General features: G+C 44.2%; 28 protein-coding genes and 1 pseudogene. All 29 read left to right on the plus strand.

The window, feature by feature from the left end; translation table 11 throughout:
* Positions 1-525 (plus strand): annotated as a pseudogene (locus GW12_RS15740) (hypothetical protein); the annotation flags it as partial.
* Positions 522-1277, plus strand: coding sequence for an ATP-binding protein (locus GW12_RS00320; RefSeq protein ID WP_034581919.1), 756 nt, complete (start codon positions 522-524; stop codon positions 1275-1277). The pseudogene GW12_RS15740 and the gene GW12_RS00320, both read left to right, overlap by 4 nt.
* Positions 1278-1279: 2 nt before the next feature.
* Positions 1280-2101, plus strand: a complete 822-nt coding sequence (locus GW12_RS00325; RefSeq protein ID WP_034581923.1) for a DNA adenine methylase — start codon at positions 1280-1282, stop codon at positions 2099-2101.
* Entirely contained in the window at positions 2098-2364 is a 267-nt protein-coding gene (locus tag GW12_RS00330; protein ID WP_034581924.1) for a hypothetical protein, read from the plus strand. Before GW12_RS00325 ends, GW12_RS00330 begins: the two co-directional genes overlap by 4 nt.
* Positions 2361-2564, plus strand: a complete 204-nt coding sequence (locus tag GW12_RS00335) for a hypothetical protein (protein WP_034581927.1) — start codon at positions 2361-2363, stop codon at positions 2562-2564. The genes GW12_RS00330 and GW12_RS00335 overlap by 4 nt, the downstream gene beginning before the upstream one ends.
* A 205-nt stretch (positions 2565-2769) precedes the next feature.
* Positions 2770-3078: a DUF6378 domain-containing protein gene (locus GW12_RS00345; RefSeq protein WP_052127858.1), complete on the plus strand. Its 309-nt coding sequence runs from the start codon at positions 2770-2772 to the stop codon at positions 3076-3078.
* The gene (locus tag GW12_RS00350; RefSeq protein ID WP_152598504.1) at positions 3071-3436 is read left to right on the plus strand and encodes a hypothetical protein; all 366 of its coding nucleotides are present in this window, start codon (positions 3071-3073) and stop codon (positions 3434-3436) included. The genes GW12_RS00345 and GW12_RS00350 overlap by 8 nt, the downstream gene beginning before the upstream one ends.
* Positions 3437-3443: 7 nt before the next feature.
* Positions 3444-3782: a DUF1064 domain-containing protein gene (locus GW12_RS00355; RefSeq protein ID WP_034582001.1), complete on the plus strand. Its 339-nt coding sequence runs from the start codon at positions 3444-3446 to the stop codon at positions 3780-3782.
* Positions 3783-3792: 10 nt separating this feature from the next.
* Positions 3793-4245 (plus strand): hypothetical protein, encoded by a 453-nt coding sequence (locus tag GW12_RS00360; RefSeq protein ID WP_034581931.1) that lies wholly within the window; start codon positions 3793-3795, stop codon positions 4243-4245.
* Between the two features lie 355 nt (positions 4246-4600).
* Positions 4601-5242, plus strand: coding sequence for a putative metallopeptidase (locus GW12_RS00365; protein WP_034581933.1), 642 nt, complete (start codon positions 4601-4603; stop codon positions 5240-5242).
* Between the two features lie 58 nt (positions 5243-5300).
* Positions 5301-5774: a DUF2280 domain-containing protein gene (locus GW12_RS00370; protein WP_034581935.1), complete on the plus strand. Its 474-nt coding sequence runs from the start codon at positions 5301-5303 to the stop codon at positions 5772-5774.
* A complete protein-coding gene (gene terL / locus GW12_RS00375; RefSeq protein WP_034581938.1) occupies positions 5752-7278 on the plus strand; it encodes a phage terminase large subunit in 1527 nt (508 codons plus the stop codon). The genes GW12_RS00370 and terL overlap by 23 nt, the downstream gene beginning before the upstream one ends.
* A gap of 80 nt (positions 7279-7358) precedes the next feature.
* Positions 7359-8645, plus strand: a complete 1287-nt coding sequence (locus GW12_RS00380) for a DUF1073 domain-containing protein (RefSeq protein ID WP_034582004.1) — start codon at positions 7359-7361, stop codon at positions 8643-8645.
* Positions 8620-9429, plus strand: a complete 810-nt coding sequence (locus tag GW12_RS00385; RefSeq protein WP_034581940.1) for a phage minor head protein — start codon at positions 8620-8622, stop codon at positions 9427-9429. Before GW12_RS00380 ends, GW12_RS00385 begins: the two co-directional genes overlap by 26 nt.
* 177 nt (positions 9430-9606) lie before the next feature.
* On the plus strand, positions 9607-10791 hold the full coding sequence (locus GW12_RS00390; protein WP_034581942.1) for a DUF2213 domain-containing protein: 1185 nt from the start codon (positions 9607-9609) through the stop codon (positions 10789-10791).
* Between the two features lie 14 nt (positions 10792-10805).
* A complete protein-coding gene (locus GW12_RS00395; RefSeq protein ID WP_034581944.1) occupies positions 10806-11276 on the plus strand; it encodes a hypothetical protein in 471 nt (156 codons plus the stop codon).
* A gap of 6 nt (positions 11277-11282) precedes the next feature.
* A complete protein-coding gene (locus tag GW12_RS00400; RefSeq protein ID WP_034581946.1) occupies positions 11283-12278 on the plus strand; it encodes a DUF2184 domain-containing protein in 996 nt (331 codons plus the stop codon).
* A 13-nt stretch (positions 12279-12291) separates the two neighbouring features.
* Positions 12292-12675: a hypothetical protein gene (locus tag GW12_RS00405; protein ID WP_034581948.1), complete on the plus strand. Its 384-nt coding sequence runs from the start codon at positions 12292-12294 to the stop codon at positions 12673-12675.
* 8 nt (positions 12676-12683) lie between these two features.
* On the plus strand, positions 12684-13067 hold the full coding sequence (locus tag GW12_RS00410; RefSeq protein WP_034581949.1) for a DUF4054 domain-containing protein: 384 nt from the start codon (positions 12684-12686) through the stop codon (positions 13065-13067).
* A gap of 9 nt (positions 13068-13076) precedes the next feature.
* Positions 13077-13271, plus strand: a complete 195-nt coding sequence (locus GW12_RS00415; RefSeq protein ID WP_034581952.1) for a hypothetical protein — start codon at positions 13077-13079, stop codon at positions 13269-13271.
* A 7-nt stretch (positions 13272-13278) separates the two neighbouring features.
* The gene (locus GW12_RS00420) at positions 13279-13761 is read left to right on the plus strand and encodes a hypothetical protein (RefSeq protein ID WP_034581955.1); all 483 of its coding nucleotides are present in this window, start codon (positions 13279-13281) and stop codon (positions 13759-13761) included.
* Positions 13754-14194 carry a hypothetical protein gene (locus GW12_RS00425; RefSeq protein ID WP_034581958.1) on the plus strand — a complete coding sequence of 147 codons (441 nt, stop codon included), beginning with the start codon at positions 13754-13756 and terminating at the stop codon, positions 14192-14194. The genes GW12_RS00420 and GW12_RS00425 overlap by 8 nt, the downstream gene beginning before the upstream one ends.
* Positions 14195-14256: 62 nt before the next feature.
* The gene (locus GW12_RS00430; protein WP_034581961.1) at positions 14257-15015 is read left to right on the plus strand and encodes a hypothetical protein; all 759 of its coding nucleotides are present in this window, start codon (positions 14257-14259) and stop codon (positions 15013-15015) included.
* Between the two features lie 6 nt (positions 15016-15021).
* Positions 15022-15342 carry a hypothetical protein gene (locus GW12_RS00435; protein WP_034581963.1) on the plus strand — a complete coding sequence of 107 codons (321 nt, stop codon included), beginning with the start codon at positions 15022-15024 and terminating at the stop codon, positions 15340-15342.
* Between the two features lie 26 nt (positions 15343-15368).
* Positions 15369-15605 carry a hypothetical protein gene (locus GW12_RS00440; protein ID WP_034582007.1) on the plus strand — a complete coding sequence of 79 codons (237 nt, stop codon included), beginning with the start codon at positions 15369-15371 and terminating at the stop codon, positions 15603-15605.
* Positions 15606-15678: 73 nt separating this feature from the next.
* Positions 15679-16449, plus strand: coding sequence for a hypothetical protein (locus GW12_RS00445; RefSeq protein WP_034581965.1), 771 nt, complete (start codon positions 15679-15681; stop codon positions 16447-16449).
* Positions 16450-16527: 78 nt separating this feature from the next.
* Entirely contained in the window at positions 16528-19533 is a 3006-nt protein-coding gene (locus tag GW12_RS00450; RefSeq protein ID WP_034581967.1) for a hypothetical protein, read from the plus strand.
* Between the two features lie 11 nt (positions 19534-19544).
* Entirely contained in the window at positions 19545-20198 is a 654-nt protein-coding gene (locus tag GW12_RS00455) for a DUF2460 domain-containing protein (RefSeq protein ID WP_034581969.1), read from the plus strand.
* A complete protein-coding gene (locus GW12_RS00460) occupies positions 20195-21052 on the plus strand; it encodes a DUF2163 domain-containing protein (RefSeq protein WP_034581972.1) in 858 nt (285 codons plus the stop codon). Before GW12_RS00455 ends, GW12_RS00460 begins: the two co-directional genes overlap by 4 nt.
* Positions 21053-21062: the final 10 nt, after the last annotated feature.

A 21062-nucleotide genomic window follows, 5' to 3' on the forward strand; every position in this document is an offset into this window, starting at 1 on the left:
AAACGGGACGGGGGTAGTACCATCAAACGGGACGGGGGTAGTACCATCAAACGGGACGGGGGTAGTCCCGTTGAACGGGGCACTATTAAAGAAACATTTAAAGAAAATATTAAAGAAAAATTTAAAGAGTGTGACGCGCACGAAGAAAATCCAAATGTTCAAACCTGGAATCCCAATCTGGAAACTCTAGGTTCGATTCTGAAAACATCAAAATTCTCAAACCGAGTTCATGAGATTCTGGCCATGGAAGATTTCCAATTCCACTTGGGGAATTTCAACACACACCACGAGAAGAATTTTCAGCTCTCTGACAACCAAAAACATCGGAAGTTTGCACAGTGGATTATCCAAGAGTTTGAGAGGGTCCTGGAAAAAGCAGAGCGCAAAAACAAACAGACCTCTGGTTACTCACACACTGAAAAACCAAATTCAAGCCTGAACGTGAATGCAGCCTGGAACAACCAACCAGCACCACAGCATGCTCCAGTGAATACGCAGGTCGACATCCCGGAGGACTTTGAATGAACGCAGTATCAGCACTTTCAATTCCACTGAAACCAGTGCAGGCGATCTGCCAGCAGCACCAGGTGAAAATGGTTCAGGCTGGCCCGCATCAAATTTGCCCGCAGTGCGCCGTAGAGTTTACTGAGCAGCAGCGCCAAAACGCACAGGCCGAAGTGGATCGTATGGTACGTGAAAAACATTTTGCAGGTGCCATGCTTCCAGAACGCCATGCTCAGTCAGGATTTAAAAATTATCTGGTCAAACATGCAGGCCATCAGAACGCATTGAACCAAATCGTGGCATACGCCAAGAGCATCCTGAACGGGGATAAAAACAACCTGATCATGGTTGGTCCCACAGGTACAGGTAAAACGCATTTGAGTTGCGCTACGGCTCGGACATTGCTCAACAAGGGTAAGTATGCGCGTTACATCACCAGTGAGGATATGGCGCAGCGAATCATGAATGCATGGGAGCAGCCGGACGCTACAGAGAAGTCTGTGATTTATGACTTCACTCAATATGACTTGTTGATCCTGGATGAGTACGGACTGCATGACCGTGATAAGCGCCGTGAGCTGGTGCACAAGGTTTTATACGCACGCTATGACCGCATGAAGCCGACCATGCTGATTTCAAACATGACCATTGAAGAACTGAAAACCGATCTGGGTGATCGTCTCTGGTCACGCCTACAGCATGGCTATCTGACCGTTGTGGAATGCAACTGGAATGATCAGCGTGTTGGTAAAAGCGCAGGGGGTGGGGTGTGAAAATGAATCATCCTCTTATCCGGTACCACGGTGGAAAGTTTCGTTTAGCTGATTGGATTATTAGCCACTTTCCTAAACATGAAACCTATGTTGAGCCATTTGGCGGTGGTGCTTCGGTGCTGCTAAGCAAAACACCAAGTCGAATTGAGGTTTATAACGACCTTGATTCGGACATTGTGAATTTTTTTGAAATTTTAAGAGACCAGCAGCTGGCAGAGGAATTGGCTCAACAAATCGAACTTACTCCATATTCAAGAGTTGAGTTTCTGAATGCGCGAGATGAAACAAGCGATCGAATTGAGCGTGCTAGACGTTTAGTGGTTCGCGCTCAAATGGGTTTTGGCTCAGCTGGGGCCACCAGAGCTAAAACAGGCTTTCGCCTAGATACCGCTAGAAGTGGGTCAGACATCGTGACCATCTGGCAGCGCCAACCAGAAATAATTATTCAAGCTGCTGCACGATTAAAAAAAGTGCTGATTGAAAACCGTGATGCGATCAAGGTTATTCAAGATCACGACAGGGAAGACACATTATTTTTTATTGACCCTCCTTATGTTCACGAAACCAGAACAATTGGGGGTAGAGCATATCGCCATGAGATGACAAATGCTGATCATGAGCAATTGATTGATGTGCTTAAGCAGTGCAAAGGCAAAGTGATTTTATGTGGGTATGAGCACCCAATTTATAAGGAGTTGAATTGGAAAAAAGTCATCAAGTCTGTAGCTGCTTCTGGCCAAGCAGGATCTGAAAAAAGAGAAGAAATTCTTTGGATTAATCCTCAGGCAGAAAAACAAGGTGATTTATTCGGGGGTGCAGCGTGAGTAGTGAGCGAGACCATAGCTTTAGCAAAGCGGCTGTCTTGAATCGCGGAATTGATGTCTTGCTGGTGATTCGAAACACACCAGTTGCGACATCGAAGGAAATAAGAGACCAGGCGTTGCCGTATTTAACTCTTCGATCCACTCAGCGTTATTTAAAGACATTGGTTCAGGCTGGGTTAATTGGGGCAATTGGTGGTGGAAATGATGAATATAGATATTTCCTGACACCAAAGACAAAGCAGCTATTTGGGGTGCAAGGATGAAAAGTCTAAATAAAGCCTTGCGTGAATGGTTATTAGAAAGACGCGGTAGAGGTATGGCGCTGGCTGAGAAGCTCGACTGCTCAAGACAGTATATTTCAGAAATATCGAAGATGGAGACAGGGCTTTCATTGACTAAGTGGGATGAAATTCAGTGGGCCATGCTTGAAGTGGAAAGTGATGAGCAAGGAGCAGCAGCATGAATTTAACAATCGAACAAATGCGTCAAATTGTGGATGGGGCGCCTGAGTGGGCTAAGTCGTGGGATGGCTTGTTTTATACGTCAGACTATATGCAAGGAGCGGTTAGGATTTCCTACCTCCGAGCCGCTCTAGCCGACCACGACCGCACGGATTATGTAAGTGATATTCGCAATCATATAGCGCCGACTACAGTGGTGATTGAGAGATGAGTGAAATAGATAACACTTTAAACGAACGTGGCGCTCGTTATGGAAATTATTCCGATGTGGCTAGTACAACTCAGCAGCTCATGGCTATCGTTGAATGTGGCGCAAACTACGAGCATTTAAACGCAGAGCAGAAAACCAGTCTTTTTATGATTTGCAACAAAATCGCGAGAGCCGTAAATGGCGACCCGCAATATTTTGACAATTGGCGTGATATTGCTGGATATGCAACTTTGGCGGAAAGAGCGTGTGAAGTGGTGGAAACGCCTAAAGCGATTATGGAAGCCCTGCGAGGTGGCCATGAGTAATCAGGACTTAGAAAAAATTGGGATAATGTTTATTAACTGGATACAAGTACATCGAGACGCGTGTAACCGGTTTGAGGATTTTCGAAATTATTTTGATACAGAAGATCCTGATGCTCCGATTCATAGCAGAGAGGAATTAAATAAAGCATTTGCTATTCAGGAAGAAGCTTCGAATTTAGCGGCTGAATCCAAGAAGCGTTACAACACCTTGCTAGAAGAAGTGGATGTTTATCTGGCCCGAGAAAGAACAGATGTTCTAGGACAAGGTGCCAATGACTCACTCACTGATGTGCGTCAGAAAGCGGAAGATCAAATAAACAATGGTGCTCGCCTTACTAAGCACCAGATCGATTTGTGAGGTGCCAGTGACTAAATACAACAACAAGAAGGTGGTGCTTAACGGCATCACTTTCGATAGTCAAAAAGAAGCGGGACGCTATCGGGATTTGTCACTGTTAGAGCGTGCGGGGGAGATTAAGGATCTGGAATTGCAGAAGGCTTTCATTTTGGCTGAGTCGGTTAAGTTTGAAAATGAGCCGAGACGAAAGCCAGCAGTGAAGTATGTTGCAGATTTTGTTTATCGGGAAAAGGGGCAACTGGTTGTTGAGGATGTCAAAAGCAAGATGACGCGTAATTTGCCAGTTTACCGTTTGAAGAAGCACTTGATGAAGTCGGTACACGGTTTAGAGATCAGAGAAATTTAGGGGTATAGGGATGAATGCGGCAGTAGGGCGTAAACACTTTATGGAAGTGCTTGATCGAGAAAAGTATACGATTGAGCAACTATTTGAACAGTATGGCTCTTGGTTGTTGCTAGATGGTAACTATGAAACAAATCTAGACGCTAAAAGCATTCTAGGTCATTTGATTGATTCGCAGAATGGGGTGGTAGTTGATCAGCGTCAGAGATTGCCGCCACGTTGTAAAATTGATGTGTACCAGGCAATGGCAGTTGAGGATATGTTGAAAGAGATATTCACCACTGAAAACGAAAAGGTTAAACAATGGATGCGGGTACTTGTGATGCACTACATAGAGTTTAAAAGCGAGGAAAGGATTGCTGAAAAACTAGGAATTTCTACCTACAAAGTGGAGACTTGCAAGATGCTTGGAAGAGTGAGGCTGGCAACCAAATATAATTTTAAAAGTCGCCTAATTGGCGCTTGATTCCAAGGGTGTATTGTGCAATTATTGTGATATAGTGATCGAAGTGTTAGTTAAGCACTTGATCGGAAAGAAGCCTACAGAAATGTGGGCTTTTTTGTTGCCAGGAGAAAAGCATGCTCCGATTCTTAAAGCGCCTATTCTGCTTTCATCACTACGATTATGAGTCGGATATTTTTATCCAGATCGAATGTCGTAAGTGTGGCAAATGGCTGGATGAATAAACCCTCGCCACTCCAGTGGCATTTGCCGGACGGATTACGGCATATAAGACCCTGCTCAATTCTAGATATTGGCGGGGTTTTTTCTTTTGAGAGGATTACAAATGGTTATTGATTCTGAAATCTCAAAATAGAAGATGGAACAGTTCAGACCATTCCCGCCGTCGGATCTGATTGATCGAGCTGAGGAAGAGGAAGCTATTCGCTTGGCACCTGCACCAGAACTTAAAGAATGGGTCGTTAATAATTGGCTTACTTTAGGTGGTGAACTTCATAACCCGGAGCATGATCATATTGCTGAGCTACTTCACGACAATGAAGAATTCCTTGCATTCGCATGGGCTTCATCTGCCGCTGTAGCTAAAAAACGTATGGTGCTAGGTCAATGTGAAAAGGTGATGTTTAACGTAGGTGGCTGGAAGAAAGCACGTCAGGAACAACAGATGCGGGATTGGTTCGGCTTTGTACCTCAATACCTCATCACCATTGATGCCACTTATTGCGAACAAGCTTCAGATCGTGAATTCTGTCGATTGATTGAACATGAGCTTTATCACATCGGCGTTGAACGTGATGAGGACGGCGAGATAATTTATAGCGATATGACTGGGCTTCCTAAGCATTACTTGGCTGGCCACGATGTCGAAGTGTTCTTTGGTGAGACCAGACGATGGGGTGCAGACGAATCTGTTAAACGGCTTTTGGAAATTGCCAGGAATGCGCCGTTTGTATCTGAAACGAATATTGCTGCGTGTTGTGGGAACTGTCTAATTAATTGAGCCTAATGGCTCTTTTTTTTGGCTTTCTTGCATGACGTAGCATGACAAAGGGGTAATTATGGCGGCACTTAAAGAGCCTGTAAAAATCTTTATAGTTCAGTCTCTTGCCTGCTTTGAAACACCTCAACAGGTAGCAGATGCTGTCATGCAAAGATTTAACATCGAAATTGATCGTCGGCAGTGTGAAAATTACGACCCGACCAAGTATGCAGGCCGTAATCTTAGCAAGAAACTAAAGGATCTTTTTGAAAAGACACGTGAGGATTTTCGAAAGAATATTTTTGATATCCCAATTGCTAACCAGGCATTTCGACTGAAAGAAATCCAGAAAATGTATGAGGATGCAGGGAAGAATAAAGTATCCAAACAAAATCTGCTGAAATTGGCTTATCAAGAAACGGACGCTCGCACAACTAAGCAGGAAATAACTGGTCCAGACGGCGGTCCATTACAGAATGAAAATACAACCTATGTAACTGCCTCAAAAGAATTGGTAAGACAGGTGATGGATGAACTCGAAAGTAAATACTAGCTTGTTGGAAATGCAGATCGAACAGGAACGGTGCGAGAAAGAACATTTATTCTTTACGCGCCGTTTTTTTCTGCCTCGTATGGGCTTCAAGTTCTCGGTCAATTGGCACCATGAATACATTGCCTGGGCAATTGATGAAGTCATTGCTGGTCGCATTGAAAACCTAGTCATTAACGTTCCACCAGGTTCAGGTAAGACTGAATTACTGACTAATCTGATTGCACGTGGTATCGCACGTAATCAGCGTTCACGATTTTTATATTTGTCATTCTCGCAGTCACTTGTAGAGGATGTGTCATCCACGGCGCGAAATATCGTGAAATCGGCTGATTTTCAGGGCTTATGGCCTGTGAAGATCTCGACCAGTACCGATGCTAAGGCAAGTTGGAAAACGACTGTAGATGGCTATGAAGCGGGGCATGTGTATTCTGCTTCAATGGGTGGTCAGGTTACGGGCCGCCGTGCAGGTACATTGGCTGATAATGGATTTACCGGTGCGATTATCCTGGACGATCCGCTTAAGCCTGAGGATGCATTCAGTAAGACGGCACGTAACAAGGCTAATCGTAAAATCCTGAACACAGTCAACTCACGTAAGGCCAGATCATCCACCCCAATTATTCTGATCATGCAGCGTCTACACGTTGAGGATCCGACTAACTTCGTAATGACTGGCAACGTCCCAGGGAAATGGCATCAGATTTCGATACCAGCATTAATTGATGATGATTACATTGACTCATTGCCTGAGCATATTCGGAAGAAAGTGCCACGTGATGTGGAGCGTGACGAGAAAGGGCGTCAAAGCTATTGGCCACTGAAAGAGTCGTTACAGTCATTACTGCAGTTAGAGAAAGGCGGTCAGGATAAAGACGGCGCTACAGTGTCACGTTATACGTTCAGCAGTCAGTACCAGCAAGAGCCTAAAAAGCTCGGTGGTGACCTTGTTAAGGCTGAATGGTTTGGTCGCTATCTCGAATTGCCTCCACTCAAGTGGCGTGCGATTTGGGCAGATACGGCGCAAAAAACCAAAGAGCACAACGACTATTCAGTGTTCTTGTGCGCAGGCCTTGGGCATGACAATCGCCTATACATCATCGACGTGCGCCGTGGCAAATGGGAAGCACCTGAGCTGATTAAGGAAGCTAAGGCTTTCATCAATAAGCACAAGGAAAGCAATACCAAGATCGGCAAGCTTCGATACATGGCCATCGAGGACAAGGCATCAGGCACGATGCTGATCCAAAACATTTCGCGTGATACCACGTTACCGATTAAGGCAATCCAGCGTGATACAGACAAGCTGACTCGTACCATGGATGTGGTGTTCTACGTTGAAGACGGTCGCGTCATGTTGCCTGTAAGTGCGCCGTGGCTATTGAACTATGTGGAAGAGATCGAAGGGCTGACTGCCAGCATGTCACATGAGCATGATGACCAGTGGGATCCAACAATTGATGCGATTAATGATTCACTTGCGAAAAAGCCGACTGTATTTGATTAGAGGTATTTATGGCTAAAGATAAAAAGTCTGATACAGGCGGTAAAATTAAAACGCTTGTGGCAGATGCAGTAAAACAGGCAATGAATGCCATTGGTGATGCTGGCGCATATACAAACTTGGTATCGAATATTGGTACCGAGCGTGACAAGGCTTCGCATGGTAAGTTCGTACGGAAAGACATTGACGATGATCAGCTTGAAGCGGTTTACCAAAACTGGCTCGCACGCCGTATCGTCAATCGACCTGCGTCAGACATGCTTCGTGCTGGATGGTTCTATGAAGGGATTCAGGGTGATGATTTAAAACGGCTTGAGGAAGCGTGTAAGGCGTTTCATTTAGAGCATGTGCTTTTATCAGGCCTGATTCTTTCTCGCCTCTACGGCGTTGTATACATTCTGCTTGGAACGGCTGATGGTGCTGCATTAGATCAACCTTTAGATATTTCTAAGCTTGGCCAAGGTCGATTAGAGTTCTTTACGGTCGTGAAAAAGAAATACATCACACCTGATAAGAACTCGTATTTACCGCCGTCGGCATGTTGTGGATTGCTCAAACAGCCTGAATTCTACGATATGAAAATGGGGAATGAGGCTAAAAAGCGCATTCACTATTCTCGCTTAATTCGTATTGCGCATGCTGATGTAGTGAATGAGGAACCGCAAAGCATTCTGCAGGAAGTCTATGAGGATCTACTTGACCATGCCAGTGTAAAGCGTGGATCTGCCAGCCTGATTCATGAATCGAAGATTGACGTCATTCAAACGCCGAACTTGGTGGATAAGATCAAAGAGGATATGAAAGGTGTTATGGAGCGCTTCATGTCAGTAGGCTTAATGAAAAGCCTGAACGGCATGCTGGTTCTTGATGCTGAAGAAAAGTACGAATCAAAAACGTATAACTTCGCTGGCTTGCCTGACATGATGCGTGAGTTCTCAGTACAGACGGCAGGCGCAGCAGATATTCCCTACACGATCCTGTTTGGCCAATCACCTGCAGGCATGAATGCTACTGGTGAGCATGACACTCGTAATTATTACGACTCGATTGCCACTAAGCAGGAATGGGACCTCAAGCCGATCTTGATGAAGTTTCTCGCCGTGATCTGCCAGTCTACCTTTGGGCGTCAATTTCCTGAGCTGAATGTGGTGTTCAATCCACTTTGGCAACTGGATGCAAAAGTCCGTGCGGAAGTGGAAAAAGCCAATGCTGAGCGTGATGAAAAGTATCTCAATATGGGCATCATCACTGAGCCACAGATTGCGCGTCAGCTTAATATCGACGGCGTTTACTCTGTCATCAGTGAGGATCACATCAAATTGCTGGATACAATGGTGACAGCGAATGACGACAATCATACAGATCCTTAAGCCTCAGCTTCAGCAGATTAAGAAACGTAAGAAAGGACGTAAGGCAAAGCCTAAGGCCGTCAAGGTCAATCGCCGTATTGAGCTGTTCTATACACGTCAGCTTTTGGAAATCTCCAAATATTGCCAAGAGCAAACCAAGGATTTGGTTTTACCTACTGTAGGGCAAAATATTGGTGATAGCTGGGTGACGGATCTATTCACGGCGTTACGTGAAAAGATGGTGAAGTACACCATTGAAGTGTCGGTATCTTTGGCCACTAAGGTAGTGATGGATACCAGTAAGGAAGTGGACAAGCAGATTGCCAGTCATACCAAGACCATTCTTGGTGTGGACCTTACGCCGTTTTTCCGTGGTTCTGATATTCAGGATGAAATCGATAATCAGATTGCTGCAAATGTCTCTTTGATTAAATCGATTCCAAGTCAGTACACCGATAAGCTTGAAGCCTTGGTGATGAATGCCTTGCAGACAGGGCAGACCAATGAGGAACTGGCTCAGGAAATTAAAAAGCTCGGCCATAGTACTGACTTTCGTGCACGACTGATTGCAGCCGACCAGATGGGCAAGATCAACGGCGCTATCAACAAGAAGCGTCAGGAATCAATGGGTGTAGAAACTTATGTATGGCAGTCAGCTCAAGATGAGCGTGTACGAACAGATCACAGGCATAAAAATGGCAAGACTTTTAGATGGGATGATCCACCAAGTGGAGGGCATCCTGGTCAGCCGGTTCGATGCCGATGCACGGCGTTGCCGAATTATGAAGATATCTTGATTGACTGAATCTAAACCGTGCGGCAAGTGTTGGGCGTGTACTTGTTTTAATGGTCAAAATGGAAGTGGATACCGGCCAAAACCAAGACCAATTCCACCTGATATAGAAACACCGCCAATTGTCGTTTATCCACCAAATAAACCGTAGCAGACCACCGTAGGGTGGTTTTTTATTGAGCCCAATTTATGAAACTCATTTACCAACTCAAAATCGGGGACTTTGCACCAAGCGAAAGTACACGCTCATTTACTCAAGAAGGGTATCTGAAGTGCGTGAATGTGCGTTTGGCCAAAGCACCGCAAGTCCGTCAGTACTACGCTTATGAATTTCCAAATCTGGAAGGCTATTCAGCGGATCAGGTCATCAATGTCTATGTGGCAGCAGAGGATCTATTCAAACCGGAAGTCATTAAAGGATTCGACGGCGTAGATGCAACGGACTATCACCCACCTAAGAATGAAATCAATGTTTCCAACTGGAAGGAATACCACATTGGCGAATGCTTTAACGTGCGCCAAGAAGGTGATTTCTTGGTCGGTGATCTGATTATCAAAGATCAGAACAGTATTAATGCTATTCAGAACAATGAGCGCGTTGAGATTTCATTGGGCTACGCGGCTGATCTTGTCCTTGAACAAGGTACGGCACCAGATGGTACGCCGTATCAAGCCAAATTTATCAATTTTAAAGGCAATCACGTGGCGCTGGTGAAATACGGTCGCTGTGGCGGTGATTGTCGCGTCGGTGACCATAAACCAAACCCAAAGGGGAAAAAGATGGAAATTAAAGTAAACGGTATTCGCTTTGAGATTGGTGACAACCAAGCGCTAGCAGATGCTGTAAAGCAACAAGAAGACCAGCTTGAAAACTTAAAAGCAGCAAAACTCAAAGTCGGTGATAAACAATTTGCCATCGGTGATGAATTGCCAGCTGTACAAGCAGTGGTTGACACCTTGCAGACTGAAAATGCTGAACTGAAGCAAAAAGTCGGTGATCTTGAAAAAAACCAAATCACACCGGAAAAACTTGATCAGGTCGTGGCTGAACGTGCGTCAGTGATTGCGGACGCCGTGGCATTGGTACCCGGTATCAAAACAGAAGGCTGTTCATGTGAACAAATTAAACGTGATGTGATTGCAGCCAAAGCAGGTGACACATTGGTGACCGCTGTACTCGGTGGTGTCGCCGTCGGTGATGCTAAACCTGAACAGATCGACACGGTCTTCCGCGCACTGTCAGCAGTGAAGTCGACCACACCAGGCAATGCAGTCGGTGATGCATTACATCAACAGCAACAACAGCAAAACCAAGGTCAAGCCCCTAAAGAAAATAAGGGTTATGACAAGTCTGCTGCATACAAAACAATTTAAGGGGAACTTTAATCATGGTTCAGCAATTAAATGCGGTAGTCGGTCAACGTGGCCGTTTAACTGCCAAAGAGGTTGTACTGTCCTTACCACTTTCAGGTCTGACTTTAGTCAATGATGGTGATGTGGTTGTCCGCACGACTGATGGCAAATCTGTAACGGCTGTGTCAGGTGCTACACCTACACGTTTTGGTGTGGTGGTACGCCACGGCGTTGGCAAAACAGGCAAAACGGCGGCTGGTAAAGAAGCCTATAAAGCGGCTGATATGTTGCCTGTGATGTTTGAAGGTGCGATTTGGGTCAAGCCTACAGCGCCGATCACAGACATTACTGCTGCGGTTTACGTAAAAACTGCAAACGGTACCACAGCAGCGCCGTTGGGTTCTTTGTCGAGCTCAGCAACTGACGGAACAGTATTACCAGGTGCAGCATGGGAAACCGTGACAGGTGCCGATGGTTTAGCCCTTCTTAATCTTCGTGGAGCTTAATAACACATGAGCAAATTAGCAAAAATGAAAGCGCGTTTAACACCGGTTTCACATGCCATTCAGGCACAAGTTGGCGATGCGTTCAACATGGATGCATTGGCACAGCTCTTCGTAAAGATCGAAGAACAAAACGAAATTACACCACAGCTTGCACAGGTCCTTGACTATGCCAAGTTCATTCCAGTGACCAATGTAAATGCGGTTTATGGTGGTGGTGAAATCCTGTCTCGTAAAAAAGGCGTGGGTATCGGCGAAGACTATGCTGGTACTGGTGATGATATTCCGCTTGCAGAAGTTGAATACGATACTGTAAGCCTACCAGTGAAAGTGGGTGTGATTGGCTACCAATATTCAGTGGTTGAATTGGCGACCGCACAGCAAATGAACCTCACGCTTGAAGCGGATAAAGTTCAGGCTGCAAATTTAGCAGCTGAAAAGCACATGTCGAATGTGGCTTGGTATGGTTACACCAAAGCCAATGCGAGTGGTCAACTTGAACAGGTGAATGGCTTCTTAAACCAAACAGGCGTCACTATTGTGACAGGTCAGCATGATTGGTCTACGGCGACCATTGAAGAAGTTTTATCTGACTTCAATAACTCGTTGGCAAGCTCGACAGACTTGTTTGACGGTGATGCATCCATTGAACCTGATACCTACCTGATGGCGTCAGCGCAATACACACACCTTTCAACACGTGTGGTACCAAACTCAGGTGGTAAAACATTCCTGAAGTACATTGAAGAAAACAACATCTTCACCACTCAAGGCAAAACATTAACTATTCGTGGTTCTGGTCGTGGCAATGGTAAAGGTACCGCTGGTGCTGACCGTTCGATCATCTATCGCCGTGATCCATCATGCATCCAGTTTAAAGGTAACAGCGTTGAGTTCTTGACGGCGCAACCAAAAGGCTTAGATGTGCTTGTACCTGGTCACTACAAATACCAAGGCGTTTGGCTGAAGCGTGTTGATTCACTTCGTTACCTTGACCATGCATAAGGATTAAAATCTCATGGCTAAATATTCATACACATACAGCGGCTCTAATGCCGCTTTTGTTTTTGCAGGCCTGGTGACTTTACCTAAAGGTATCGCCGTAGTAGTTGAAGCCAATCACCACAAAGCGCTTCAAAAGAATAAGTTTGCCAAGCATCTAATTGATGCTGGTGAACTCACCATTGAAGAAATTGCAGAGGTTGGTGATTCAAAACCTGCTTCGGGTCGTGGTAAAGGCGCTCAATCTGGCAAAGATGATGGTAAAGGCAAGGATGAATCCAAGCCTGCTGAGCTCACGATTGATGATGTGCGTAAAGCACTGACTGATCTTGAAATCACCTTTGCTGAAGATGAAACCCTTGAGCAGTTGCAAGAAAAACTTGCTCAAGCCACTGAGTAAGGTGAGCTATGGACCCACAAGCTTTTAAGTTGAAGTTTAAGTACGACACGGCGCTGATGAATCTACTGGATGCAGAAATTGCAGACGCATTAGAGGAAGCGGATCTCGTTGTGAAGTCACTTGAATTTGGTGATCTGAAAGAACGTGCTGTGGGTCTATATGCAGCACATATTCTTAAGGTTGCACTCAAATCAAAGTCAGGTAACAGCTTTTCAGATGCGTCGAGTATGACCATTGCAGGTCAGAGCGTGAGCTTTTCACGTTCGGGTACCGATGCGTTTTACAACCAAAGCATTTATGGTCAGCGTTACTTGGCATTAAAAAATTCAATTCCAATTGGCAATGATGGTACCAATCTCAATCGTTTGGGTGTTGGTGCTTTCGTTGTTTAGGAGCAAGGCATGTCATTTAAGTATAAAGCGCCTGAAAATTTTAAAGCGACTTCGCTTGAAATTGCAGGTACCACATACAAGGTTAAAGACGGTGTGATCGAGTCGGATAACGACATTGCACACATCTTGGCACCACATGGTTTTACACGTGCGGTACCTGAAACCAAAGCAGAACCTAAAAAGGAAACTGCTGCTGCAAAGTAGGTGATGTATGAGTGATTACCGTGTTGATGCTGATGTTGATTTTAACGAGGTCAATGAACGTGTACGTGCTGAAATACGGCGCACGGTAAATGCACTCACACTTAAACTTCAGCGCACTATTCAGGAAGACATGCTGACAGGTCAGCGTTTGAATGTGCAGTCTGGGCGTTTAAGAGGTTCCGTTTCATCCAAGGTGGAAGAGGATAAGGATTGGATCGAGGGTACAGTCGGTGCCGGTGGTGCTTTGGTACCATACGCCTTTGCTCATGAATTTGGCTTAAAAGGTGTGATGGCCATTAAGGCGCATCTTCGGATGATCAAGAAAGTCTTTGGTCAGCCAATCACACCACGTCAAATCATGATCAAAGCCCATTCACGTAAAGTCGACATGAAAGAGCGCCGTTTTATGCGTGATTCATTGGATGAAGTGGCGAAGATTGTGCCGAAGAATATTGATGCTGCAATTGAAAGGGGATTAAGCAGTGAATAGTGAAGCCATTTACCAGGCATTGTTTAATCGCTTGTCAGGCATCGAGGGGATTAAAACCACAAGTCGCCGTTTAAAGCATTTCAATCATGTTGCACCTGAAGAGCGTCCAGCTTTATTCGTGACGCAAGGCAATCAAACCGAAGTGCCTATCAAGGGTTTGGATGCCAAGGTTGAACTTGAAGCGGAAGTGTACGTTTACATTCATGAATCAGATCCAACGATACCGCCGTCGGTACAGTTGAATCAGATGATTGATCACGTACGTGCCAGGCTTGCACCTGATCATCCTGATATGTGCGAATACCAAACCTTAGGGGGATTGGTCGAGCATTGCTGGATCGAGGGCACGATCGAAGTTTTTGAAGCAGTAGAAAACATGCTCGATGACCAAGGGATTGCCATTATTCCGATTCGGATCCTCACCACTACCTAAAAAGCAATTCATAAATTCCATGACCGCCAATACGGCGGTTTTCTCATTTTTAAGAGGTCGATATGGCTCAATATTTATTTGGTGCCGGTAAAATCTTTGCCACACCATTACAGGATGTGCACGGTAATCCAATCACCAACGGCACACCAGTTGAAGTGGGCGTACTGCAGTCAACGTCAGTTGATATCAGCTATGACTTAAAAGAACTCTATGGCCGTGGTCAGTTCGCCGTGGATGCCGCACGCGGTAAAGGTTCGATTAAGTGTAAAGCAACCATGGGTCGCATCAACGGCGCATTGCTGAATTCCATTTTCTTTGGTGGCGTGGTCACTGAAGGTGGTATTACTGCAGTCGCACAAACCATCAATGGTGAAGTCGTTGCAGCCTCAGTAACACCTGTCGTTCCGAATAGCGGTACATTCGTGAAAGATTTAGGCGTGACTGATGCAAAAGCGATTCCATTAAAGCGTGTAGCGAGTGCACCAGTTGCAGGTCAGTACAGTGTGTCTGAAGCAGGTGTTTATACCTTCGCAACTGCTGATGTAGGTAAAACGGTATTTATCAGCTTTAAATACACAGCAACGGTGGCAGGTGCCAAGTCAGGTGTCGTAAGCAACTTGGATATGGGCTATACACCTGAATTCAGTGTTGATCTATTCCGTGACTACAAAGGTAAATTCTTTGGTATGGAATTCTTCCGCTGTGTCAGCAATAAGCTTGCGTTCAGTTCAAAACAGGATGATTACGATCTACCTGAGTTTGAATTCCAGCCAATGGCCGATGATTTAGGCCGTGTCTTCAAATGGACAACATCGGAGTAATACCAGATGCAATTTAACCAGGTCGAAAACCCACGTGGTAACCCGCTTAAAATTAATGGCCAGATTTGGATTTTTGCGCCGTTGTCCTTAGGTACTGCTGAAAAGCTGATGCCGAAGCTTAAAACCTTTGATCCAAGTGACTTTGCTTTAGTGGTAGATGTTGCGCATGGCTCTTTAAAGCGCAATTATCCTGACATTACACGTGAATTTGTTGCTGATGAACTGCTTGACGTTGGTCACGTGAATGCCGTATTTGAAACGGTCATGGGGGCTTCTGGTTTGGTTTATACAGGTGAAGACGAGCAGGCCACTGATTCGGGGGAATAGACTGGGAGGAGCTGTACACGCATTTGGTGCTGACATTGGGCAAGGATTACGACTATGTGCGTAATGAATTGGATTTCCCAAGAGTCAAAGCATTGAATGCGTATCACAAGCAGTGTCCTCCCAGCCATGTTGGTATTCAGCGCCTGTGTCGGATCCTTGAAGCATTTATGGGGATTGATGACAGTACCGGTTCAGATGATACGCAAAGCGATGATGAAGATGATCTGTTTGCGGATCTGCAGAACTTTCCTCAGGGTGGCTAAGGCTGCCCTGATTGATTTATATACTTGAGTTGGTTAAAGTTTGTTTGAAATTTATAACAACTTGGATAAAACCATGAAAAAAGTATTAGGGCTGAGTTTTTTAGCTTTCACTTTGGCTGCTTGTGGTGGAGGTGGTGGGGGTGATTCTTCATCTTCCAATAATGATGGTAACAACCCACCAGTATCAAAGGCTGAAGTCACAGGTATTTATACTGGAAAGACCAATCAAGAACAGAATGTAGTTGGATTGGTGGATAAAAATAATAAATTCTGGTTCTTATATTCACCACCTTATTCTGCTGGTGTTACAGGATTCATGACTGGAAACTTCACTGTTTCTGGTAATACGATAAAAGCCAATAGCGGGAAAGACTTTTATTTTGGTGGTGCTGCCGTTTACAGCACATCAATTAGTGGAACAGTTGATTCCAAGAAGAGCCTGAAAGGCACAATTACATACTCGCCTTCAAATCAGGTTACATTCGATACCGTATATGAAACGGATTTAAACAACACAGCATCCAATCTAGCGACAATTGCAGGCACCTATTATGGAGAATCGGCGATTGTACAAGGTATTGAAGATGCGAATTTAACTATTTCAAATACGGGTGTGATTTCAGGTAAAGGACAAAGTGGCTGTACGTTCTCAGGGAAAATAGCAGCTGAAGAAAATGCACCTTACTACAATGTTGATTTAGTTTTTGGTTATTCACCTTGCTATCTGGCAGGACAGTCTGTTAAGGGTGTGGCTTATTATGATTCAGCTGACAAAACTTTATATGCAGTGACTGAAACAAGTAGCCGAGATAATGCAGTTTTATTCTTGGGTACGAAAAATTAAAGATAAAAATTCTGATAATCCATAGATTTTAAAGAACCGCCTTAATGGCGGTTTTTTTATGCCTGTAAGAGAGGAATTATGAGCAACAATCGAGTGGAAGTGCACGTTGGTGCGAAGACTTCCGACCTTAAAAAAGGCATGGATGATGCTGAAAAGATCGTTAGTGATGGCGCTAAACGGATTGAAACTTCAACAAAAAACATAGAGTTATCTTTTGATTTTTCAGGAGTACGGTCTCAATTTGATAACTTTGCTAAAGGCATTCAAGAGAAGGCGCGTAATGCTGGAGAAAATATATCAAAATCTTTAACCAATAGCTTTTCGCTAATCAGGGGTGGTTTTTTTCTTGGTATCGGTCAGGAGATTGCAAAAGGTGTTGCTGATGGTATTGGGGCATTGCCAGACATAGTTGCAAAAGTAGGTGAAACAGCAAAACAAATTGAAAATCAAGCACGTTTAGCTAATGCAACAACAACTGAGTTTCAAGAGTGGGCATTTGCCTCTAAATCAGTCATGGTTGAACAGGACAAACTATCTGACATCATGAAAGATGTGAATGATAAGTTTGGTGACTTCATGCAAACTGGTGGCGGAGAAATGGCTGATTTCTTCGAAAAAATTGCACCAAAGGTAGGTGTAACCGCTAAAGAGTTTCAGGGGCTTACTGGTCCGCAAATTCTCGAAAAGTATTATCAAACGTTAGAGAAAGCAAACGTATCCCAAGCTGAGATGACTTTCTATATGGAGTCAATCGCTAATGATGCAACACTATTGGCACCATTGCTTGAGAATAACGCTGAGAAGTTGAAACAATATTCAAATCAAGCGCATGAGCTTGGCTTGATTATGGATCAGGATGCAATTGCGAAGACTAAGGAATTCAATACTGCGTTAAGTACAATTCAGCAAACTATAGACGGCGTATTCACAAGACTGGCTGCTCAAGCAGCACCAGCACTAACAAATCTAGCAAATGATTTCCTTGGTTTTGCATCAAGATCCAGAGAGGGTATTGATAGTGCAGTCACGGCGATAATCACAACATTCGAAAGCCTTCTCGATATTGTTCAAAGTCTATTTAGTACGATCAGTGGGATTTGGAGTGATTTAACAGCTGATATTGGTGATGGAGCGATTCAACAAGTAGGGTTTATGGATCTAGTCGCTGGTGCGATGAATGGATTCGCAGCTGTGGCAGTTGGTCTGAAAGTTAGTATTGAAATTGCTTTTGCTGCTATTCGCGCGGTCGTTGCTACAGTGTGCCAAGCAATTAATATTGCGATTAACGCAGTTGTGAATACTTTTGATGGGTTTAAGGATACGATTCAATTAGGTTTGGACTTGCTTGGTACAAAGTTTAAAACCTTTGGTTCTATTGTTGAAAATGTCTTGCGTTTTGATTTCTCGGGTGCAAAGGCGGCGTGGCAGAATGGTTTGTCTGAAATCAGTAATTTAACGGATCAATATTCATCTCGAATGCAGTTGCGTCTAAATAATCTAAAAATAGGATGGAATACTGGTGTTAACAATGCGGCTAATGCCTGGGGTACAGCAGGATCTACTATTGCTAACAGTGCAGAAGCTGGAGGGCAGAGGTTTAAAAATTTATTTTTAAAAAACCCAACCCCTATTGACCAACCTTCATTACCAGTACCATCACCAACATTTAACCCAAATAAGGGTATTGGCACAGGGGTCAAAGACTCTAAAGGAAGTTCGGCAAAAGCTAAATCTGATGCTGATGAAAAAGCAAAGGAAAGAGCTGCTGAGCAAGCAGCTAAAGCACTTGCCGATATCCGATACAAGTTTGCGACAGAGGAAGAAAAGATTGCTCTGGATCTTAAGAAAGCTTTGTCTGATATCGAGAAATCAAAAGTCACAGATGCTGAGAAAGTAAAATTTAGAATTGTCGCTGAAAAAGAGGCAAGCGATAAAACAATTGCTTTGCGTGTTAAGGAATTTGAGGATATTAAAAAACTCAAAGAGCAGCTCATTGAAAATGATCTACTCATTGCGCAGCGCTCCTATGAAATAGATAAAGCTAATATCCAGGCTGAATTTGATGCTAAAAAGATTTCAAATGTTCAAAAAGCACGGCTTGAAAAAGAGCTAGAAGACAAATTGCGTGAAATTAAACGCAGAGGGCTTGAGGATCGACTTGCACTTGAAAACCAAATGTCTGGTATCTCAGGGAAACAAGGCAATCAGAATCAGATTATGAACAATATTTCTGATTTGGATACTGATCAAAAGGTTTCCGATACCAAGCAAGTAGGAGTTCTTTCAGATGCTCAAATGAAAGACTTTGAAGATAAGTTTGGGGATCTTACATCACGTATGTCCGGCCTATGGGACAAAGGCATTCAGGCCATGATGAATGGCACGCTAACTTGGAAAAATGCCATGAATGCCATTTTCACAGAACTGGCTGGGGCATTTATTCAAAGCATGATCACAGCGCCAATGAAAAAGTACGCTGCAAGCTTAGCGACTCGATTGGCCGTAAAGCTTGGATTCATCAAAACTGAAACCGCTGCTGAAGTTGCAGGTCAAACTGCCCAAACTGGTGCTGTCGTGGCTGGTGAGAGTATGAAGACAGCGGCAACAGCTACTGGTGTATTTACGCGTCTGGGCATCAAACTGATGGGTACCATTAAATCAATCATGATGTCTGCGTGGGAAGCCATGGCCGCAGCCTGGGCAGCTTTATCAGCTATTCCTATCGTTGGTCCTGCATTGGGTGTGGCAGCAGGTATTGCCGCTTTTGCCGGTGTATCTGCAATCGTGGGTAAAGTAGCATCTGCTCGAGGAGGCTATGATATTCCTGCCGGCGTAAATCCAATGACTCAATTGCACGAAGAGGAAATGGTCTTGCCTAAACAGCATGCTAATACGATTCGTGCGTTAGGGAAGTCATTGACATCTGATGGCGGATTCAGCACGCCTCAAGCTCCTAGTCAGCAAACAACGAATCATTTCACTGTTCAAGCTTTTGATTCGCGTGATGTTAAACGTTTCTTTGAAAAGCATGGTCGTGAATTAGCGAGTGGATTGAAAGGCCATCGTCGTAATTTCGGTACCTAAGGAGGTTATTTGTGTCAGACGTATTATTTCCTGAATTGCCAGGTCTTGAATGGGAGTTATCAAAGACTCCCATTTTTAATACCAAAATTATGACTTCAGTGAACGGCAGGGAACTTCGAGCAAGTTACCAGGCCGTTCCAAAATATGAAATATCAATGTCATTTGCTTTTTTACGTGAATCAAAAGGAAGGAATGAACTACAGCAGCTCGAAAGTTTCTTTTTAGAGCGCCGTGGTGCTTTTGATTCCTTTCTTTTCAAAATGCCTGAGGATAGTGATTATTCATGTTCTTACATAGGGGATGGCAGTACGACCAGTTTCCAGTTGTATAAGCAGATGCATACATCCGTGATTCCTTTGGCTCATACAAAGGATGAGACAACTTTTCAGGTTGATCCAACGTTTTGGAATGAAAACGACAATCAGCAATTTTGGAGTGATAACGACGATGATCTGTTCTGGGATGACACAACAGCTCAAGTCACCAAGTCAGGCATGGTCACGCTTTCAAAACCATTGGAACAGGGCATTAAATTTGAAGTAAAGGGTACGTATTACTACCGTTGCCGATTTGCCGATGATGAACAGCAATACACCAATTTCATGAGCAAATTATGGAAAGCCAACAAGGTCGATATGATCGGTTCATTAGGAAATAAAGTATGAGAGCAGCTTCTGAAAAACTAATTGCGTTACTTGATGCTGATCAGTTTGTGATGGCTGATCTGTATACGATCACCACTGTTCAAGGTGATGAATTCCGATATACGAATTATGACTTTGATTTGACTGTTGCAGGTCAAACATATAGTTCGAGTGGTCCCATCATCAGTCGTGAAGGGATCAGTCTGTCACTGGGTATTGAGGTTGATAATTTATCGATCAGTATTAATTGTATTGATGACAATGAATGGAACGGCATCAACGTAGTTCAAGCCTTTCACAATGGCCAATTAGATGGCGCTCGATTTAAGTTAGAGCGCATATTTATGGACATGAATACACCAACGGACACCAGTGCCGGCACCATTAAGTTGTTTGAAGGTCGAATCATTGAGCCTGACTTAGATCGAAATTCAATTCAAGCCAGTGTTGCATCAGATCTGGATGAATTGAATGTGCAAATGCCACGAAATCTGTATCAGCCAAGTTGTACCAACACGCTATTTGACACGGCATGCGGTCTATTGCGTCAAAACTTTATGGTGCAGACAACTATTGAATCAGGCAGTACTTCAGCGCGGATTTTATGCCAGGTGAATCAGCCTCAAGGATGGTTTACTCAAGGTGTCGTTGAATTCTTGGACGGTGGTAATGCAGGGCTAAAACGGACGATTCGCATGCATGAATCGGGCGCTTTGTTATTGACTTTACCATTGTTGGAAGCACCGCAGGTAGGGCAACGAATCAAGGTTTATCCAGGATGTGATAAACGTTTAGAAACTTGCCAAAACCGTTTTAATAATTTCTCTCGTTTCCGTGGTGCGCCATTTATACCAGTACCTGAAACAGCAGTTTAACCAAATTTGT

Source organism: Acinetobacter sp. HR7, from assembly GCF_000773685.1.
Classification (GTDB): Bacteria; Pseudomonadota; Gammaproteobacteria; order Pseudomonadales; family Moraxellaceae; genus Acinetobacter; species Acinetobacter thermotolerans.

What these genes read in the sequence shown, in the direction of transcription:
- GW12_RS00450 (WP_034581967.1), top strand. Translation starts at nt 16,528, where the DNA reads ATGAGCAACAATCGAGTGGAAGTGCACGTTGGTGCGAAGACTTCCGAC.
- GW12_RS00390 (WP_034581942.1), top strand. Translation starts at nt 9,607, where the DNA reads ATGAAACTCATTTACCAACTCAAAATCGGGGACTTTGCACCAAGCGAA.
- GW12_RS00345 (WP_052127858.1), top strand. Translation starts at nt 2,770, where the DNA reads ATGAGTGAAATAGATAACACTTTAAACGAACGTGGCGCTCGTTATGGA.
- GW12_RS00420 (WP_034581955.1), top strand. Translation starts at nt 13,279, where the DNA reads ATGAGTGATTACCGTGTTGATGCTGATGTTGATTTTAACGAGGTCAAT.
- GW12_RS00325 (WP_034581923.1), top strand. Translation starts at nt 1,280, where the DNA reads ATGAATCATCCTCTTATCCGGTACCACGGTGGAAAGTTTCGTTTAGCT.
- GW12_RS00415 (WP_034581952.1), top strand. Translation starts at nt 13,077, where the DNA reads ATGTCATTTAAGTATAAAGCGCCTGAAAATTTTAAAGCGACTTCGCTT.
- GW12_RS00360 (WP_034581931.1), top strand. Translation starts at nt 3,793, where the DNA reads ATGAATGCGGCAGTAGGGCGTAAACACTTTATGGAAGTGCTTGATCGA.
- terL (WP_034581938.1), top strand. Translation starts at nt 5,752, where the DNA reads ATGAACTCGAAAGTAAATACTAGCTTGTTGGAAATGCAGATCGAACAG.
- GW12_RS00405 (WP_034581948.1), top strand. Translation starts at nt 12,292, where the DNA reads ATGGCTAAATATTCATACACATACAGCGGCTCTAATGCCGCTTTTGTT.
- GW12_RS00335 (WP_034581927.1), top strand. Translation starts at nt 2,361, where the DNA reads ATGAAAAGTCTAAATAAAGCCTTGCGTGAATGGTTATTAGAAAGACGC.
- GW12_RS00365 (WP_034581933.1), top strand. Translation starts at nt 4,601, where the DNA reads ATGGAACAGTTCAGACCATTCCCGCCGTCGGATCTGATTGATCGAGCT.
- GW12_RS00385 (WP_034581940.1), top strand. Translation starts at nt 8,620, where the DNA reads ATGACGACAATCATACAGATCCTTAAGCCTCAGCTTCAGCAGATTAAG.
- GW12_RS00370 (WP_034581935.1), top strand. Translation starts at nt 5,301, where the DNA reads ATGGCGGCACTTAAAGAGCCTGTAAAAATCTTTATAGTTCAGTCTCTT.
- GW12_RS00430 (WP_034581961.1), top strand. Translation starts at nt 14,257, where the DNA reads ATGGCTCAATATTTATTTGGTGCCGGTAAAATCTTTGCCACACCATTA.
- GW12_RS00445 (WP_034581965.1), top strand. Translation starts at nt 15,679, where the DNA reads ATGAAAAAAGTATTAGGGCTGAGTTTTTTAGCTTTCACTTTGGCTGCT.
- GW12_RS00460 (WP_034581972.1), top strand. Translation starts at nt 20,195, where the DNA reads ATGAGAGCAGCTTCTGAAAAACTAATTGCGTTACTTGATGCTGATCAG.
- GW12_RS00320 (WP_034581919.1), top strand. Translation starts at nt 522, where the DNA reads ATGAACGCAGTATCAGCACTTTCAATTCCACTGAAACCAGTGCAGGCG.
- GW12_RS00350 (WP_152598504.1), top strand. Translation starts at nt 3,071, where the DNA reads ATGAGTAATCAGGACTTAGAAAAAATTGGGATAATGTTTATTAACTGG.
- GW12_RS00400 (WP_034581946.1), top strand. Translation starts at nt 11,283, where the DNA reads ATGAGCAAATTAGCAAAAATGAAAGCGCGTTTAACACCGGTTTCACAT.
- GW12_RS00410 (WP_034581949.1), top strand. Translation starts at nt 12,684, where the DNA reads ATGGACCCACAAGCTTTTAAGTTGAAGTTTAAGTACGACACGGCGCTG.
- GW12_RS00435 (WP_034581963.1), top strand. Translation starts at nt 15,022, where the DNA reads ATGCAATTTAACCAGGTCGAAAACCCACGTGGTAACCCGCTTAAAATT.
- GW12_RS00395 (WP_034581944.1), top strand. Translation starts at nt 10,806, where the DNA reads ATGGTTCAGCAATTAAATGCGGTAGTCGGTCAACGTGGCCGTTTAACT.
- GW12_RS00380 (WP_034582004.1), top strand. Translation starts at nt 7,359, where the DNA reads ATGAATGCCATTGGTGATGCTGGCGCATATACAAACTTGGTATCGAAT.